The 18,682-nt window shown below is 42.2% G+C and carries 15 protein-coding genes; 12 read left to right on the top strand and 3 right to left on the bottom strand.

From position 1 onward, the window contains the following. Positions 1–19: 19 nt before the first annotated feature. From mfd to ACEN4L_RS05880, 4 genes are read left to right on the top strand one after another with little or no spacing between them, the layout of a single operon-like run. Entirely contained in the window at positions 20–3,529 is a 3,510-nt protein-coding gene (gene mfd / locus ACEN4L_RS05895) for a transcription-repair coupling factor (RefSeq protein ID WP_407096319.1), read from the top strand. Positions 3,530–3,553: 24 nt separating this feature from the next. Next, the gene (locus tag ACEN4L_RS05890) at positions 3,554–5,134 is read left to right on the top strand and encodes an oligosaccharide flippase family protein (RefSeq protein WP_407123584.1); all 1,581 of its coding nucleotides are present in this window, start codon (positions 3,554–3,556) and stop codon (positions 5,132–5,134) included. Between the two features lie 8 nt (positions 5,135–5,142). Then, positions 5,143–5,856: a MazG nucleotide pyrophosphohydrolase domain-containing protein gene (locus tag ACEN4L_RS05885; protein ID WP_407096235.1), complete on the top strand. Its 714-nt coding sequence runs from the start codon at positions 5,143–5,145 to the stop codon at positions 5,854–5,856. Further along, entirely contained in the window at positions 5,853–6,107 is a 255-nt protein-coding gene (locus ACEN4L_RS05880) for an RNA-binding S4 domain-containing protein (RefSeq protein WP_079650950.1), read from the top strand. The genes ACEN4L_RS05885 and ACEN4L_RS05880 overlap by 4 nt, the downstream gene beginning before the upstream one ends. Positions 6,108–7,688: 1,581 nt before the next feature. Here the strand turns inward: ACEN4L_RS05880 and ACEN4L_RS05875 are convergent. After that, positions 7,689–8,606 (bottom strand): NERD domain-containing protein, encoded by a 918-nt coding sequence (locus ACEN4L_RS05875; protein ID WP_407096236.1) that lies wholly within the window; start codon positions 8,604–8,606, stop codon positions 7,689–7,691. A gap of 300 nt (positions 8,607–8,906) precedes the next feature. Here ACEN4L_RS05875 and ACEN4L_RS05870 point away from each other — a divergent pair, with 300 nt between their 5' ends. Next, positions 8,907–9,362 carry an FtsB family cell division protein gene (locus ACEN4L_RS05870; RefSeq protein WP_407096237.1) on the top strand — a complete coding sequence of 152 codons (456 nt, stop codon included), beginning with the start codon at positions 8,907–8,909 and terminating at the stop codon, positions 9,360–9,362. 121 nt (positions 9,363–9,483) lie between these two features. Beyond that, a complete protein-coding gene (locus ACEN4L_RS05865; protein WP_407096238.1) occupies positions 9,484–10,017 on the top strand; it encodes a S1 domain-containing RNA-binding protein in 534 nt (177 codons plus the stop codon). Positions 10,018–10,488: 471 nt separating this feature from the next. Here ACEN4L_RS05865 and ACEN4L_RS05860 read toward each other — a convergent pair whose 3' ends face one another. After that, positions 10,489–11,391, bottom strand: a complete 903-nt coding sequence (locus ACEN4L_RS05860) for a helix-turn-helix domain-containing protein (protein ID WP_407096239.1) — start codon at positions 11,389–11,391, stop codon at positions 10,489–10,491. Positions 11,392–11,524: 133 nt separating this feature from the next. On the opposite strand from ACEN4L_RS05860, the gene ACEN4L_RS05855 reads away from it, so the two are divergent. From ACEN4L_RS05855 to ACEN4L_RS05830, 6 genes are all read left to right on the top strand, one after another. Continuing rightward, positions 11,525–11,827, top strand: coding sequence for a hypothetical protein (locus ACEN4L_RS05855; RefSeq protein WP_407096240.1), 303 nt, complete (start codon positions 11,525–11,527; stop codon positions 11,825–11,827). A 1,069-nt stretch (positions 11,828–12,896) separates the two neighbouring features. Further along, the gene (locus ACEN4L_RS05850) at positions 12,897–14,231 is read left to right on the top strand and encodes an FAD-dependent oxidoreductase (protein WP_407096241.1); all 1,335 of its coding nucleotides are present in this window, start codon (positions 12,897–12,899) and stop codon (positions 14,229–14,231) included. Then, positions 14,221–15,690 carry a helix-turn-helix domain-containing protein gene (locus ACEN4L_RS05845; RefSeq protein ID WP_407096242.1) on the top strand — a complete coding sequence of 490 codons (1,470 nt, stop codon included), beginning with the start codon at positions 14,221–14,223 and terminating at the stop codon, positions 15,688–15,690. The genes ACEN4L_RS05850 and ACEN4L_RS05845 overlap by 11 nt, the downstream gene beginning before the upstream one ends. A 217-nt stretch (positions 15,691–15,907) precedes the next feature. Next, complete coding sequence (locus ACEN4L_RS05840; protein ID WP_407096243.1) at positions 15,908–16,189, top strand: hypothetical protein; 282 nt, start codon at positions 15,908–15,910, stop codon at positions 16,187–16,189. 555 nt (positions 16,190–16,744) lie between these two features. Further along, positions 16,745–17,227 (top strand): hypothetical protein, encoded by a 483-nt coding sequence (locus ACEN4L_RS05835; protein WP_407096244.1) that lies wholly within the window; start codon positions 16,745–16,747, stop codon positions 17,225–17,227. 98 nt (positions 17,228–17,325) lie between these two features. Further along, positions 17,326–17,913, top strand: coding sequence for a hypothetical protein (locus ACEN4L_RS05830; RefSeq protein WP_407096245.1), 588 nt, complete (start codon positions 17,326–17,328; stop codon positions 17,911–17,913). 293 nt (positions 17,914–18,206) lie between these two features. Here ACEN4L_RS05830 and ACEN4L_RS05825 read toward each other — a convergent pair whose 3' ends face one another. Then, the gene (locus ACEN4L_RS05825) at positions 18,207–18,464 is read right to left on the bottom strand and encodes a hypothetical protein (protein ID WP_407096246.1); all 258 of its coding nucleotides are present in this window, start codon (positions 18,462–18,464) and stop codon (positions 18,207–18,209) included. Positions 18,465–18,682: the final 218 nt, after the last annotated feature.

Here is an 18,682-nt window from a genome sequence, read left to right as displayed (position 1 = left end):
AGTACAGTTACTGGCTGGTATGGATAGTGTTAAAGCTGTTATCGACCCGATCGGTAAGAAGCAAACGCAACTCGTAACCGGGTTGTCTGGCTCAGCTAGAACTTTAGTGATAGCTGCCATGCTAAAAGAAAAGCAACAGCCGATCGTTGTGATTGCGCACAATTTATTTCATGCCAATCAATTGATGGAAGATTTCACGGGTTTGGTCGATGACGACAAGCTGCATATTTTTCCGGTAGATGAAATGGTCTATGCTGAGATGGCGATCGCCTCACCAGAAGCCCGCAGTGAACGAATTGCTGCTATGGATTTCTTATTATCAGGAGAGCCGGGGGTTATTTTTGTTCCGGTGGCGGGTGTGCGCAAATTATTGCCACCAGTCAGCTTATGGAAAGAGAACACATTTGAAGTGGAAATCGGCGGAGAGTTGGACCCGACAAACTTGGCGCAAAAGCTGGTCGATATGGGATATGTGCGCCAGCAATTGGTAGGTAGTCCGGGAGAATTCAGTATCCGCGGGGGAATCATTGATATTTACCCGTTAACGGAAGAAAATCCGGTGCGGATCGAATTATTTGATACCGAAGTGGATTCGATGCGATTCTTTGAAGCTGGGACGCAACGTTCGGTCGATACTATTGAAGCGATTAAAATATTGCCGGCCAGTGATACGATTTTTACGAAAGAACTGCTGCAGCAACAAGCGCAATCATTTACGGATGCGGTAGAACGCAATAAAAACTTATTGACGGAAGATGCCAGCAAACAAGACTTCACGAACAACATGGCACCGATCGTAGATGCCTTCAACTATGGCGAATCGATCGACGAATTGGTGATGTTCACCGATTATGTGTACACAGAAAAAAGCAGCATCTTAGACTATATGGCTGGAAATGCGGTTTTGGTGCTGGATGATTATCCGCGTATTCTTGAAGCCGAGCGTCATGCGGAAACCGAAGAAGCGGAATGGGTAACGAGCAAATTAAGCACACGCCAAATCTTGCAGCAGCAGCATTTTTCACACGACTTTAAATCATTGATGAAGCAAACACAAAGGGACCGCGTGTATTTTGTTCTCTTTCAAAAAGGGATGGGCAATCTGCGCTTTGATGCCATTCACCCCTTCCAATACCGCAGTATGCAGCAATTCTTTGGCCAAATGCCGTTGCTGAAAACAGAGATGACCCGTTGGGAAAAACAAGAGCATACGGTTTTAGTGACCGTACCGACCAATGAACGGGCGCAAAAAGTCCATCAGACGTTTGAAGACTTTGAGATCCACAGTAAAGTTGTGACTCCAGATGCGCTTGAATTGGGCAGCGTCCAAATTGTCATCGGCAGTATCCGCAATGGATTTGAATTGCCGACAGAGAAATTCGTCTTATTGACGGAACGGGAATTGTTCAATAAAGTCGCGAAGAAAAAAGCCAATCGCCGTCAAACCATGTCGAATGCGGAACGGATCAAGAGCTACAGCGAGTTGAATCCAGGAGATTTTGTGGTGCACGTCAATCACGGGATCGGGAAATATACTGGTATGGAAACGTTGGAAATCAATGGCGTCAATCAAGATTACATGTCGATTATTTATAAAGATGACGCCAAATTATTCATTCCAGTAACGCAATTGAATTTGCTGCAAAAATACGTTTCTTCCGAATCCAAAACCCCTAAAGTCAACAAACTGGGCGGAACCGAATGGGCCAAAACCAAGCATAAAGTTGCCAGTAAAGTGGAAGACATTGCAGACGAGTTGATCGAGTTGTATGCGGCTCGTGACCAAGAAGTGGGCTACGCTTTTTCACCAGACACGGAATACCAAAAAGAATTCGAAGATGCTTTCCCTTACTCGGAAACCGAAGATCAGTTACGCAGTACGGAAGAAATCAAGCGCGATATGGAAAAGAAAAAGCCGATGGATCGGTTGTTGGTCGGAGACGTTGGCTACGGGAAAACGGAAGTTGCTTTAAGAGCAATCTTTAAAGCAGTCCAAGAAGGCAAACAAGCCGCATTCTTAGTACCGACGACAATTCTAGCACAGCAGCATTACGAAACGATGATGGAACGCTTTGCCGATTTCCCGGTGGAAGTGTCGATCATGAGTCGTTTCCGTACTAAAAAACAACAAGCTGAAACGATCAAAGGCATCAAAAAAGGCCAGGTCGATGTGGTTGTGGGAACCCATCGTTTGTTATCTAATGACGTGGAATTCCACGATATTGGGTTATTGATCATTGACGAGGAACAACGATTTGGCGTGAAGCACAAAGAAAAACTAAAAGCATTGAAAGAGCAAGTGGACGTGTTGACCTTGACGGCGACACCGATTCCACGGACGTTGCACATGTCGATGCTGGGCGTGCGGGACTTATCGGTCATCGAAACTCCGCCCGCCAGCCGGTACCCAGTGCAGACCTATGTCATGGAACAAAATCCTGGCGCGATCCGAGAAGCCGTCGAACGGGAAATGGCTCGGGGAGGACAAGCCTTTTACTTGTATAACCGCGTCGAAACGATCGAACGGCGTGTATCGGAACTGGAAGCCCTGATTCCAGATGCCCGCATCGCTTACGCCCATGGTCAAATGACAGAAACGCAATTGGAGAATGTTTTGTTTGAATTTGTGGAAGGTCAATACGATGTTTTAGTCACAACCACGATCATTGAAACGGGTGTGGACATGCCGAATGTGAATACTTTGTTCGTAGAAAATGCGGACCACATGGGCTTGTCGCAATTGTATCAATTGAGAGGCCGCGTCGGACGGAGCAATCGTGTCGCTTATGCCTATTTGATGTACCAACAAAATAAAGTCTTGAATGAAGTCAGTGAAAAACGGCTGCAAGCCATCAAAGACTTTACCGAACTAGGTTCCGGCTTCAAAATCGCCATGCGAGACTTATCGATCCGCGGGGCAGGGAACTTGCTTGGGAAACAACAGCACGGCTTTATCGATTCAGTCGGATTTGATTTGTACTCCGAAATGCTGAACGAAGCTGTGGTGCGCAAACGCGGCGGTGAAGAAAAAGACAAGAAAACTAAAGTGGAAATCGACTTGGGCATCAATGCTTACTTGCCGAACGAATACATTTCCGATCAACGCCAGAAAATCGAGATCTACAAACGCATTCGCGAGCTGAACAGCCACGACGAGTACGTTCAATTGCAAGATGATCTGATCGACCGCTTCGGGAACTTCCCGGATGAAGTTGCTGACTTGTTGACGATCGGACTGATCAAGTTCTACGGCGAATACGCGCTGATCGAAAACGTCAAACGCAAAGACGATTTAATCGACATCACTTTTTCTGCGGAAGGAACGCAGCAGCTGCCGGGAGAAGAAACCTTCCGTGCGCTCAGCGATATTCCGTTGAAAGCCAATGTGGGTGTCGTCAAAGGCAAATTGACCGTGAGCTTGCGCTTGCAGAAAGATTACCTGAAAGCTACTTACCAGTGGCTGAGCTACATTGAAAAATTTGCGCAAAACATTGCGGATTACCGCATGGAAAATACAGCAAGCAAGTAACGTGAAAGAGAAGAGGACGAACAAATGGGCAATCAGCAACTGAAAAAAACGATGAATGGCGCTGTGATCTTAACGATTGCCGCTTTTATAGCAAAAGTCCTCAGTGCAGTCTACCGCGTCCCCTTCCAAAACATGGTCGGCAACACGGGATTCTACGTCTACCAGCAAGTTTATCCGCTTTATGGCTTAGGCATGACTCTGGCGCTGAACGGATTGCCGGTGTTTCTGTCTAAGATCATTGCAGAAACGCCAACCGAACTGCAGCGGAAAGTCCAGCAGCGATTGTTTGTCTTGTTGGGGGGCATTTCCTTGGCGATTTTTCTAGCCTTGTATTTCGGCGCAAATGTGATCGCAGACGGCATGGGGGACCGCCAACTCAGCGGCATCATTCAAGCGGTGTCCTGGCAATTTTTGCTGGTGCCTTTCTTGTCCGTTTCGCGCGGCTATTTCCAAGGTACGTTTCAAATGATCCCGACAGCTGTTTCACAAGTGGTCGAACAAGTCGTTCGAGTGGCTGTGATTTTACTGGTTGCCTATACGTTCAACGCCAGCTACCAATCGGTATACCAAATGGGTGCCGATGCGATGAGCAGTGCGTGGATCGCCGCGATCGCTGCTTCGGTGACGATGGTGATTTATATGGTCTCGCATCACAAGAAGCGGCCGTTTTCCGCAGTCATCCAGCCAGATTCAGATGCAGTGCCGACTTATCAAAGGCTGCTCAAACGTTTAGGGACAGAAGGACTGGTCTTGTGTTTATTGAGTGCGATGTTGTTGTTACTGCAGCTGATTGACTCGTTTACGTTATATAACGGGCTGGTCCAGTCAGGTGTAGCACCTGAAGCGGCTCGGAATTTAAAAGGGATCTATGATCGCGGCCAGCCGCTGGTGCAATTAGGAATGGTCGTTGCAACGGCTTTTTCATCCAGTTTATTGCCGATGTTGACGGCCAGCGTGGTCGAGAAGAAGGCAGCAGACTTTGTGCACATTGCCAAATCATTTTTGCGGATCACTATCACTATTGCTGCAGCCGCTACTTTTGGTATGATACTCTTGACTCCATATTTGAACCACACGTTGTTTGGCGATAAAGAAGGCAACTTGACCATTGGGATTTACTTGGTTTCCATCTTTTTGGCATCCTTGATCGGGGCCGTCAATGCAGTTTTCCAAAGCCGCAACCAGCATCGTCTGGCATTTGTCGGATTGATGATTGGTTTAGTAGTGAAAATGTTGGTGAACACGCATTTGGTGATACTATGGGGAACAGCTGGTTCCAGTTTTGGAACGGTATTGGCCTTATTGACTACGCTTGTGTTCAGTTGGCTCAAATTAGGGGCTAACTTGAAAGCGGCCGTTTATGCGAAAGGTTTTGGCTGGAAGTTAGCCGCGAGTTCCGTCATTATGAGTGCGACGGTATTGGTCGCCACGAGCTTGATCCACGTGACCGGTTTAGACGCCAGTCGTGTCGGCTCATTTATCATGGCACTTTTAGGAGTCGGGATCGGCGTGGCAGTATTTGTGAAAGCCATTATTTCATTCAAACTCTTGGCCTTGCGCGAATGGTTGTCCCTTCCGTTTGGCAAAAGAGTATTGAGAAAGTAGGGAAGAACATGAATTTATCCGTTTTAGAAGTAATTTTTAAAGCTGCACAAAGCGATTTTTCAAATGGATTCCAATGGATCCCCGCTAAAAAGCTGGATGGGGACCAGTTGGCGTTAGGCCAATCGGTCATCATTGAAGACATCCATGATGCGCCTGTATTAAGCCTCGTCGGGTCGATTTTAGATAAAAAGTACCCGCCGGATCACCAAGCAGCCTTGATCCAAGAACCGGGCACCGCTCAAGAAAGTGTGGAATGGTTCACCCTGAACCAAGAGCCTTCCTTCCAAATAAACTCCGCTTCGGCTGTGCTGTTTGTGCCTGCTTTAAAGCAAGATGAGCGCACCAAATCCTTCCAGACACTGCAATTTTATATGGACGAGATTTCTGGAGAAGGCGGCGACGTGTGGATCAAACAGCAGACGCATGAGACGCTGATTCCCTATTTGCGCGAGGAAACGGAGGAATTGGTGGAGGCTATCCAAAACCAAGACACCCGCAATTTAATAGAAGAGTTGGGCGACGTCTTGTGCCAAGTGCTGTACCAAACGAGTTACGCCGAATACACAGGTGCCTTCACGTTGGAAGACGTGCTCGAAGCCATCAATACCAAATTACGCAGACGCCACCCGCATGTATTTGACGGAGTGGAAGCCAATACAGTGGAAGAAGTAGACGCCATCTGGCAAAAAATCAAAGCAAAAGAAAAGGAGCTAGGCTTATGAGATTAGACAAATTTCTAAAAGTTTCACGCATCATCAAGCGCCGCACCATCGCGAAAGAAGTGGCGGACAAAGGCAGAATCCAAATCAACGGCGCCGTTGCCAAATCATCATCGACTGTCAAAGAGGGCGACGAATTAACGATCGCCTTCGGAAACCGCACACTAGTCATTCGCATCGACAAACTAGTCGAAACCACTAAAAAAGACGAAGCCGCAGAGATGTACACCGTTATCAGCAATACGGAAAAATAAATCTCCCTTCAGCCACCTATTTTTTCGATAGGTGGCTTTTTGCTGGGGCAAAAAGCTATTGATTAGTAATGGGGCGGGCTTGCTTTAGGTTTTGTGAGTTTTTTTAAGGTAATGGGTGGGTTTGGGAGCGTCTATTTGGAGCGGTAGTAAGTACTTAAATGGCACTAACACGAGATGTAGCGTCCATTTGGGGTAGCCGCAAGTCCCCAAATGGCCCTAACTAGAGTCGTAGCGTCCATTTGGAGCAGCCGCAAGTCCCCAAATGGCCCTAACTAGAGTCGTAGCGTCCATTCGGTGCAGTGACAAGTACTCAAATGGCCCTAACTAGAGTCGTAGCGTCCATTTGGGGTAGCCACAAGTCCCCAAATGGCTCTAACTAGAGTCGCAGCGTCCATTTGGGGTAGTGACAAATACTCAAATGGCACTAACAAGAGTAGTAGCGTCCATTTGGAGCAGCCGCAAGACCCCAAATAGCCCTAACTAGAGTCGTAGCGTCCATTCGGGGCAGTGACAAGACCTCAAATGGCCCTAACTAAAGTCGCAGCGTCCATTTGGAGCAGCCGCAAGACCCCAAATGGCCCTAACTAGAGTCATAGCGTCCATTCGGTGCAGCCGCAAGTCCCCAAATGGCTCTAACTAGAGTCATAGCGTCCATTTGGAGCAGCCACAAGTCCCCAAATGGCTCTAACTAGAGTCATAGCGTCCATTTGGAGCAGCCACAAGACCCCAAATGGCCCTAACTAGAGTCGCAGCGTCCATTTGGAGCAGCCGCAAGTCCCCAAATGGCCCTAACTAAAGTCGCAGCGTCCATTCGGTGCAGCCACAAGTCCCCAAATGGCCCTAACAAGAGTGGTAGCGTCCATTCGGGGCAGTGACAAGTCCCCAAATGGCCCTAACAAGAGTGGTGGCGTCCATTCGGTGCAGTGACAAGTACTCAAATGGCCCTAACTAGAGTCATAGCGTCCATTTGGAGCAGCCACAAGACCCCAAATGGCCCTAACTAGAGTCGCAGCGTCCATTCGGAGCAGTGACAAGACCTCAAATGGCACTAACAAGAGTCGTAGCGTCCATTCGGAGCAGCCGCAAGACCCCAAATGGCACTAACAAGAGTGGTGGCGTCCATTCGGTGCAGTGACAAGTACTCAAATGGCTCTAATTAAAGTCATAGCGTCCATTTGCAGCGCACACAGCTACTCCAAACCCAAGCTACTCCAAACCCAAGCTACTCCAAACCCAAGCTACTCCAAACCCAAGCTACTCCAAACCCAAGCTACTCCAAACCCAAACTACTCCAAACCCAAACTACTCAATACCTAAAAAACAACCCTTCCTATCCCAAAAATCCCTTCACTAACCTATCCTCATCTAAAACCAAAATTACCTATCAAAGCGCTAACTTCCTGCACAAGCCAGTCTGAACAATAAACCAAGTAATCCTTCTTTTAAAAGCCAACTAGTGAAAAACACTATTACTTTTAATCTCTTGAAGCAGCATGACGAGCCAGACCAAAAAAGTCTTTTCAATCAGCCACTATTCCAAAAGCAATTTGGAAGCAACGGCTAAATTGAAAAGACCTTCATTTAGATATAAGTCATCAAACGCTTCGTACCTGTAGCCTTAAAATATTTCCCCAACACTATCCGTATTCTCTTCTTAGTAAACAATCCGCCACACCACTCATAAATAGCCGTGGATGTGATTTCTCTTCCCGGAAACAGCCGACGATACTCGTCCACCAGGCGGCAAATCGTCTTCGTGACCGGTTCTTGGTGCCCGCACTTTTCACATGCGCAATACCGGCTCTTGCCCGCCGGCAGCGTGACTCGTAAACTCCCGCACTCTGCGCAAGACACACCTTTCGTCAACAATTCATACGTATACTCAGGCAAGTCTTTGTAAGGCGGTTCGAGTACACACCGTTCGCAAAGTTTCATGGCCAACTCGTGATGTTTGCTGGTTAAAGGAGCGCCGTGGCTGGCTACTTGAGTTAAATGTTTTTCTAATTTCCCCGGTAGTAAAAGCTCTGGCCGGTATGGAGCTTGATAGAGACACATATTGGGATCGACAAAAGCTACAAACCCGCTCACCGGCAAATGAATTCCCAACTCGGCCAATACTTGGCGGATAGAAGTCAGCAAACGCTCTAGCTGATTAAAAGGCGTCAGAATACTTTTGTCTGACGACGCAATGTAAAGATCGTCACCTTTAAAAATATATTCTCCCATATAATTCTTTACTTCATAAACTCTCACCGATTTCACACCGATAATCAATGTATCAATCTGAAAATACCTGCCATCCACCTTTAATGGCAAATCATTCAGGACCAAAAAATTCCCATCCAACTTCACAGTCAACTTATCAAAATCGCATTCTCCCTTGTAACCTCTCAACAAATTCTGATAATAATACTGCTGCTTCAACGTCAACTCCATCCGAATACTCAACGACTCCATCATCAACAAATTGTATGACTTCTCTCTTTCCTTATAAGCCATCCTCCATCAACCTCTCTTTTAAGAACTATACGCAAAAATCGGCTCATTCTTTTAATCTTTTTGCAATTCCGCATAGAAATGTAAAGGCATACTTGGTATAATGTGAGCGTAGAAGAAGCGGCTGGTCATTTGGGCAAATGAACCCCTAGACTGGCGGCCACCATCATTGATTCAGAGTGAATAAAGTACAAAGTTGTACAATAAGTCCTCCGGCAATACAAAAAAATAAAAAATTGGTACACTATAAAAGTACGTATTATTTTAAAGAGAAATCCATTTGAGTAGAAGAGGTGTGGGATCATGAAAAATAGAAAATCTGGTAATGTGACGCAATTAGAAAACGAATTTACTCAAACGAAAACCGTTCAAGCGCATCGTGAAACGAAATTTAAAAAGCAGAAAAAAAGACGGATCGCGGCTATCGTAACGATCAGCAGCGCATTTATTTTGGCGCTGTCAGTTAATCTGGTGAAAAATACGCAAGAGATCGCAGCCCTGGATACCGCAAATGTAGTAGCAGCAGAAGAATTAACAGATGTAGAAAAGCAACATGAAAGCCTTCAAGATGAGGTCAAAAAGCTTGAAGATGACGATTACATAGCGAAATTAGCTAGAAGTCAATACTACTTATCCCAAGAAGGAGAGATCATCTTTAGTTTCCCAGAAGACAATGCAGCGAAAACGCAAGAAAAGGAAAATACGGATAATCAAGACTCTGCTGAAAACGAAGAGGAATCATCAGAAAGCAATGAATAGTCCGTCATAAATTGTGACAAAAGACATCGAAATCAAAGTTCCTGTTAATAAAAAGCTTTATATGTAGGAAAGACAATGATATAATGTCATTACTAGTATCCAAGGAGGAAATGAAGTATATATGTCAATCGAAGTCGGTAATAAGGTCCCAGGTAAAGTAACGGGAATAACAAATTTTGGTGCGTTTATTGATTTAGGAAATGGTAAAACTGGATTGGTTCACATTAGTGAAATCTCCGATAGTTTTGTCAAAGATATCCACGATGTATTAACTGTTGGTGATGAAGTTACAGTTAAAGTTTTAACAATCGGAAACGATGGTAAAATTGGTTTGTCCATTCGTAAAGCAGTAGATCAACCAGAAGGAGAAGCGGCTGCCAGTGCACCAAGTTCAAGTGCTAGACCATCAAGTGCTAGACCAAGTTCAAGTGCCAGACCAAGCAGCAGTTACCAACGCAGCAACGATAGAGGCAGCTCAAGAGGTTCATCTTCCAGCTACCAAAAATCTAGTCGTCCTTCATACGCTCAAAAAGATAGAAAAGAAGACTTTGATACACTGATGAATTCATTCTTGAAAGATAGTGACGATCGTTTAACTTCTTTAAAACGCAACACTGAAGGCAAGCGTGGCGGACGCGGCGGACGTCGCAACTAGTCTCCGAATTTAAAACAAAAACTAACTTATAAAAACTCTAGCGAGGCGGGATTTATTCCAGCCTCGCTTTTTTTAAATGCAATCCTATAAGTATGTTCTTTGTGAATGTCTCTAAATTCAATAACTGAACAGAGATAAAGCAAGATAAGAATCGCAAAGGATCGAGACATCTCGTTGTGGAGGATAAAAAAGAAACAAGATAAAATATATCCTGGTCCTCAGTTATCGCAGGAATCGTCACATTCAAAGGCCTGTCTCAACATAAAATGAGACAGGCTTTTTTTAGATTTTATAGAGAAAAAAGCAGTTAAAGATAACGTCTGGATGGGTTTACTAGGCAAATAGCGTCCATCCGAGGGTAAAAAAAGCACCAGATGGCTCTTACTAGGTAAGCGGCTGGATTGCTCATTCAATAAAAAAGAAGCTGCTTCAAAATCGAGTAAACATACTCGATTTTTGAGACAGCTCCTTTTACTTTAGTAGTTTCGTTTGTTTTTTTGCATACAAATTGTAGAAGTTCTCGGGGTCGTTTTCAGCCCACTCTGTTAATGTCGGTTTGTCTAAACTGTCAAACACACGCTTAGCTTTTTCAATGAGTCTTAATTCCGTTGTATCGCCAAGTTTTGTCATACAGACTTCTTTGCGGATCAACGCGGTTGCCCACATGATGGGATGTTCCGTACTTTGAGCAGTACCTTCCATTTGCTTAACGTAAAACAGCGCTTGTTCGTAATTTTTGTCCACCATAAGCAAATTGGTCACATGCAGCAAAAAGCTGATTTTTAATGAGGTTGCTTCTTCAAGGTGGGGATAACAGTCTAAATTGGCAAGAGCTCGATTAGTCAGAGATGCAGCTGTTTCACTATCAAATAAGTACAAAATACTATTGAGGATCCGCATTTCTGCCAAATACCAGTTATCTAACGTTTCCAACCGGTCCCAGACCTTTTGAGCGTAGACTTTTGCTTTCGTTAAATCTTGTTCTTCCAGGATGATCTTGTAGCCCTGGCAGGCATTCAGAATATCCAGTATTAATTGGTCGTACCGTTCTTGGACCAACGCTTCGCCTTTTTCAATAATCTCATCGATCAATGCGCTGTTAGGATTTTTTTCGATTTTTCTAAACAAATAAAGAATGGTTTCTTTTTGCCCCAATTCGTATTCATTTAAAATGTAAATAAATTCTTCATGCGACATATCCATGTGGTCCAAAATAGCCATATACTTTGAAAGCGTCGGAGTGATGTCATTCCGTTCAAATTTAGTATAAGTGGAACGAGCCATGGTATCGTCTGAAATTTCTTTTTGCGTGTAGCCTTTGTTCTCCCTGATTTTTTTCAGTGTTGCACCAATAGAAAAAGATGTGAGTGACATGTGACAAAACTCCTTAAATAGTACTGTTATTATGATAACTTTTCCAACAGAAACGATTAGAACTCGTTATACTAGTTACAATGATACTTAGTCAGAAGAGCAGCTGACTCGTAAGTTACGTATAAGAAAGCAGGTGACGCGTATTACAACGGAAAATCTTTTAGGAAAAACCGAGCACGACTCCGCCAAAAAGTACTCGTATGTAGTAAAAGCAAAAGATAAGATCGTGCATTTAAAAATAGACAATACCGATGTACTCATCAATGCAGACGGTGAAGTTGACTGTCCTTTAGATGGGGTATTGCGCAAGAATGGATATTCCATCTATGACTTGCTGAGTTGGAATACTAAGGAAATTGATTTTATTGTAACGACCAATAGTGTTGAACGCCTTATCCGCACCATTCCGCTAAATGTATCACTCGAACCGATTTAAGCTTATTTTACCCGAAAGTCACAAAAAAAAATATCTATTAGCCAAAGTTTTGTTCCTCTATGGAGCTGTTTTTGAACAAATTGAGTCATGCTGGAGCTGCGACAAAAGTCGCGGCTCCTTTTTTAAAAAATGCGTTGTGAAAGGCAGAGCTCACACTCCCATTAAAAAGCTCTTAGACTAGCGCAGGTATGCAGTCTATATCTGACTTGAGGCGAGTATTCTGATGCTCACAAGTCAGATAAAAGGATAAAACCTGACTTACGACCTTAATTTCTAGCTCTACAAGTCAGGAAAAAGCGAGTTATCTGACTTACCGCCACTATTTTGACGCCCATAAGTCAGTAAACAGGAAATAAATCATTGTGTAAGCACTCAGATCCTTTTAAAAAGGAGATTTTTCGCACTGCGAAAAATTTCTTAATAAAAAGGTATTGAGATTGTGCAGGTATGAAGCTGATGGGAAACATAGCGAGAGGTAAACAGCCTGTATCTGACTTGAGGCGAGTATTTTGATGCTCACAAGTCAGATAAAAGGATAAAACCTGACTTGTGCACTTAAATTTTATCTCCACGAGTCAGGATAAACGGATTTATCTGACTTGCCGCCAGTATTTTAATGCCCACAGGTCAGGGAACATAGGATAAATCGTTGTGCAAACACTTAGGTCCTTTTAAAAAGGAGATTTTTCGCACTGCGAAAAATTTCTTAATAAAAAAAGCATTGAGATTGTGCAGGTATGAAGCTAATGGGAAACACAGAGGGAGGTAAACAGCCTTTTATCTGACTTGTGACAAGCATGTTGATGCTCACAAGTCAGATAAAAGGATAAAACCTGACTTGTGCACTTAATTTTTAGCGCCACAAGTCAGGATAAACAGAGTTATCTGACTTACCGCCACTATTTTGATGCCCACAAGTCAAGTAATCAAGCACAAACCGCCCACAATCACCCAGAGCATTTGAAAAGAAACGCTAAACACGCCTCACTTCAACTCCAAGTTCTGTTTTGCCCCCAACTCTTGTAAAATGCTATACTACAATTAAGAAAACAACTAGAGGAGTATCAATATGAGAGTAGCCATTATTGGTGCCTCTTTTGCTGGGGTCGCTGCAGCGTTAGAGGTGCGGAAGAAATTTAAGCAAGCGGAGATTTTTCTGTTGGAAAAGCAATCGAAACTGGGGTACATCCCAAATGGATTGCACTTGTATTTGGACAAGAAAATCGCTTCTTTAGAAGAGGCTTATTTTATTACGGCCGAACAACTGCAGAAACAGCGCATTCAACTGCATTTATCTTCAGAAGTCGAGAAAGTCGATATCGATCAAAAGCAAATTTCGTACCGTGATCCCGAGGGAGAAGAAACCATAGGGTACGACAAATTGATCATCGCCACCGGTTCCAGTCAGCTATCGCAAAAGATTTCGGGCTGCGACACTACACGAGTCTTGAAATACAAACGATTCCATGAAGCAGAAGACGCCCTCGAAAAGCTAAAGGGCAGCCAGCAAGTTACCGTCATCGGCGGCGGGCAAATTGGTGTGGAAGCAGCGGATCTGCTGCAAAAAAATGGGAAGCAAGTCACGTTGGTCGAAAATATGGATTATGTCTTGTTCAAGTATTTTGACAAAGAAATGATTGAACCGCTGCAAGTCGAGATGAAAAAATCAGGCGTCAACCTACACCTAAATCAGACCGTCTCCAGTGTAGAAGAAACGGACGAAACGGTGGTGGCACATTTGCTGAATGAATCCATCGTCAGCGACACGGCTATATTAGCGGTAAATGTTCGACCAGACTTAAGGTTCTTAGGCGACCAAATCAAATTGCACACCGATCATACAATCAAAGTAGACCAATACCTGCGGACGTCTGAAAAAGATGTATTTGCCGTCGGGGACTGTATCCAATTGCAATTTGGAGCCGACAAAGATACGTTCTATATCCCGCTGATCAACAATGCAATCCGGACAGGAATGGTTGCTGCGGCCAATCTTGTTGAACCGGTATTGCCGTTCAAAGGTTCGTTGCGCACGATCGGAACGTCGGCTTTTGGCTATTACATCGCCAGCACCGGGATGACCGAAGAGGAAAGTTTGTTTTATACCCATCCGGTCAGCGCAGTTTGTCAAAAGGTTAAGCTGAATAGCTTGCCGACAGCTGAAACGGCTACCGTCAAATTTATTTACGATAAAGAAAGCCGCGTTTTATTAGGAGCACAGCTGCTGTCCAAAGCCAATATATTAGACAAGATCAACACACTCGCTCTAGCTATTCAAACCAACCAAACGTTAGAAGACTTGATGCAGAAAGATTTCTTTTTCCATCCGGTCTACACCAACCTTGTTGAAACAACGAACTTAGTACCTTGGCCTGACGTAAGGTGTGATGCATATGAAGATTGAAAATTTCTTAGAAAAGCACGAAATCAGAGAAATCACTATTTTTCAAAAACTCGTCTTAAGCGGAGGGCAAGTGGGGTATACAGAGATGATTGACCATCTAGACATCTCCAAAGCATCACTGGATAAGGACCTAGAAGCCATCACATTCCGCTTTCAATCGATTTCGTCAAATGTACGCATTGATTACGACGGACATATGATCTCTTTGTTTATGGGGCATGAATTTTCCTTGGAGCAAATTTACCAGCACTATCTCAGGCAATCGATCAAAGTAAGCATTATCAGCTATTTATACGAACACCAAGAATTCACGATCACTCAATTAGCTCAGAAATTGACTGTCAGTGAGTCTTCTTTGTTCCGCAAAATCAAAGAGTTGAACAGCTACTTGAAAGAATTTCAGATCAAGATCCGCAACGGCCGCTTGCAAGGAGAAGAGCTGCAGATCCGTTATTTCTATTACCAATTTTACTGGTATATCGCTGATAAAAGTGCTCTGGCCTCTAGAAAAAATGACGACCAAGTCGAACGCATGACCCAAGCGATGGAAAATTTCCTGCAAGCCACATTGGATCCCGAAAGCAAACAACGTATTGGTGTCTGGTTCCATATCAGCAAAAACCGCGTCAACAGCCGGTCTAAAGTCTACAAAACCTTACACCAGCAAATAGAACCCTACCACAAAGATCCGATGTACCACAAAGTCCGCACGATGGTACTGCGCTTCTTCAGCCGCTATTCGATTGAAGTCGATGAAGAAGAAGGCATGATGCACTTCATTTTTCTGCTGGCCTTCCCGATCCTTTCTGAAAATGACTTCCACGAATACACGCTTCTTCGCGGCAGAAGGACGCCGACAGCTGCTCTGGATACCTATATTGTAGAGACGATCATCATCCAATACAATTTGCGCAAGTTGCCTTACATGTTGGAGCGGGAGATGTATTATTTCCTCTCGCAAATCCATACCCGGATGTACTTTTTCAAAGGAGACATCGAAATCTACGACTACGACGCCATCCTAGCCAAAGAGAAAAAGTTCACCGGCAAAGACCTGTTGTCCTTCGCCAAACAATTACGCGACATCAGCATAGGCAAATTAAACATCGAAGAAACAGCCGGCGACACGCTATTGAAAATGGAGTTGTTAAAATACGTCAGTCTCCTAGCCATCGTCACTTTCCAAACAGCGACCATCCTGCAAATCGGGATCGACCTGAAAATGGAAAGCATCTACACGAAAGCCCTGAACCAGCTGCTCGTGATGAACATGCAACACATCAACGGTACACACATTGAAAAATACGATCCAAAAAAAGACTACGACCTGATCCTGACCAACGTTCCGCAAAACCACAAAGACCGTTACGGTAAAGCCAAGGTCTATGTACTATCTGAGATATTGTCACCGTTTGATCAGAAGAATATTCAAGAGATCTTGCAGACACTGAATCAATAAAAGATGCACTTCCTACTATAGGGAGGCATCTTTTTTGCTACTTCTGGAAGAGGAAAAAATAATAGTTGAATAAACTAAAGAGAATGGAATTCTTTAGTCCAAGTTATGTATAAATATAAGACTTTGTTACTAGAATATTAACTGACAGTAGGTACAAACTCCCAGAAAAACTGAAACGGAACGGGCGAATTTAAATACATTTAACGAAGAAACTCGGTTGGTCATATTAGGAATGGATTCAGGAGAAGGGAATGTTAAAGCCATAAATACAAGTGAAAATCTATTTCAAAGTTTGTCCAAGGAAATAAAAGGGGATAGTTTAGGCCATCTGCCAGCTATAAAAGATTTCTCTCCATACACTATTGCTTCTGAACGAGTTACTGCAAAAGTAAGAATCAATGAAATTGAGACCTCATTAACTTCAGATGGAAGTAGAAGTCAATATATTGGAATCATATGGGTACAGAAGAGAGGAAACTCCATCTGGATATACCTATAACGACTATTTTAAAACTGAGAACTATTAAGTATCCCTAGTTATACTTTAGGAAAGAAAGACTTTACCGGCACGCTTTATACTGCCAGAAATGCTGATATTGCTATAAATTATGAAGTTATAGACAATTCTATTCGAAGAGACTTCGAAGAAACAGTTAAGGATTTAATCCCTAAATAAAAAAGAAGATGGGAAAGTAAAATTCGAAATTCTCTTGGTGATTCCATTACTGCCAGAAACTGGTATCAACCCTTAGTTTACAAAGAAACAGGTTTAACTAATGTCAATTAGGGGGACAATTGGTCCGGGTGGTCTGCATCCTAGCATTAGTTTTCATGAGTTTAATAATGATAAAGTTGTTGATTTTATTGAAAACATTTAGAAACATTGTATAAGCGCTCTTGTGAAAAAAGCTAAGATAGCATGAATCCATTTGATATACTATTATGGACAGAAGAATTCTATAGCTATTTATACCGATAAAAAAAATATAGATAAGATATAAATTCTGAAAGTTGTTAAAACAATATAAATAACAAATGGAGGAAATGATTACTAATGACAGAACAGCATGACGGATTAATTGAGACTATAGAAAGTTTACAAGGAAGTGATTTAACTACGCTTTGGAGTCTTTTGATTGGTGGAGCTATAACTTTAGTTGGTAGTGTGATTGGTAGTATTATATTCTACATGTATGAAAAATACAGTAAGAAAAGAGAATTGAAAAGAATAATTAATTCTAAGTTAAGAGTGATTGAGCAAATAATTTTAAAAAGTCATGAGAAAAGCGAGAACCAAGAAAAGATTAACTTAAAGTGGTTTAAGAGTAGTGTAATGTTATTAGAAAAGGAAATTGAAAGTCTTTTTCATCTTTATGTGCAAAATGACAAAGAAGTTGATAATCTAATCAATTTAAATGCCCATACTTTTGATTTGATGGAATGGATTGAATACGCTGAGGAAAATCGATATATAAGCATTAATGCGAAATCGGTTAGAGAAATATTAGCTAGTATGGAGTATATCTTCAATTCATAAATGAGGGTAGAACCAAATTGTGCGGTAAGCAAATAATTAAAGTAACAACAACCTCCATTTTTTGATTATACTTAGTATAAAAATTGGAGGTTCTTATAATGAATAAAAAAAGAAAAGAATTATATATAGATGAATTAAAAACTCAGATTAATTTCGCTTTATATTCTGTGGAAGGCGTGAATGAATACCTTAATTTAATGGATAGTGGACAAAAATTAGACTCGGAAAAATTTTGGTACTACGCTCAAAGTTTGATTGTTTATAGTGGCAACATTTCAAAAATTTTATGGGGGATAAATGGTAAGGACCAAAATAAAAATAGAATTAGAAAGAATGAAAGAAAAGCATTGAGAGAAGAATTAGGTGTTAATGATAATTCGTTGTTGGAAAAGAGATTTTTAAGAAATGCTCTAGAGCATATAGATGAGAAGTTAGAAGATTTTACCGTAGTTCCTCAGACCATCATTATGAATAAAAATTTTGGTCCCGTTAAAGGGATGATTAGTTTTGGTGATGATATATATGATGTTTCTAAGCAAAAAAACCTAAGGCATTATGACCAATACTCAAAGACATTTTATTTCTATGATGAGGGAGCTAATATAGAAAATCTTTACAAAAGCATATTGCAACTCAAAGAGAGTATTGAAAAATATGAGGTGATCAATGATGATTTTTATCGCTAAACTAGACTATGTAGAATGTGAGCTATTAAAAGAGGCAATTACATAGCTAAACAGAAGAATCAGCTCTGAGTATTGTTAATAGTGATGATTTATTTGAATAAGTATGGTTTTATCGGTGTGGAGAGAGACAAACCACAACTATGGGTAGACGAGGAAGTTGAATAGAATTTTAAGGGTACATTATCAGCTTCTTTACATTGATAAAAATATAAAAATTGAATAGAGAATCAAACTACGAATTATAAAAATTCCAATTTGATAACATTTTTTTCATCGCCAAAGTGGATTTTCAATTAGTTATCTAGAGTAACAACCTTTAATTCCTGAGTAAACGGAACGTTAAAGCGGAATACGCACGCATTATTATAGACTTCTTCAGATACAATAACTCCTTTTTTGTAAATGGATAACCTTTGGAATTTATCGTCTGTACTGGTGGTAGCAAGAATGTTGTGTTCTCTTTCAAAGTTACCGTTTACTTGTAACGAAAGACCTTCTGGGTCTTCAACAGCAGTTAAAGTAATAACGTAGTTTAATGACACTTCGCTCATTTTTAAATTATCTCACTTTCCAAGTAATACAAGTGATATTAGAAAAATATTTCTCAGAGAAAAGTAGGTTTGTTTATTGAGCAGAACCAAACTGCGCATTAACAACATAGCAATAAAATAATAGATAGTCTTCCTTACCCGATACGTTTACACAGTATCAACTCCAACTAAGGAAATATAATTCTCTAAGTTAGGAAGTTGACTATGATTATGGGTTT

The sequence above is a fragment of the Desemzia sp. FAM 23988 genome, assembly GCF_045528365.1.
Classification (GTDB): Bacteria; Bacillota; Bacilli; order Lactobacillales; family Carnobacteriaceae; genus Desemzia.
The sequence above is the reverse complement of the archived record's forward strand: the minus strand, read 5'-3'. Positions and strand labels throughout refer to the sequence as shown.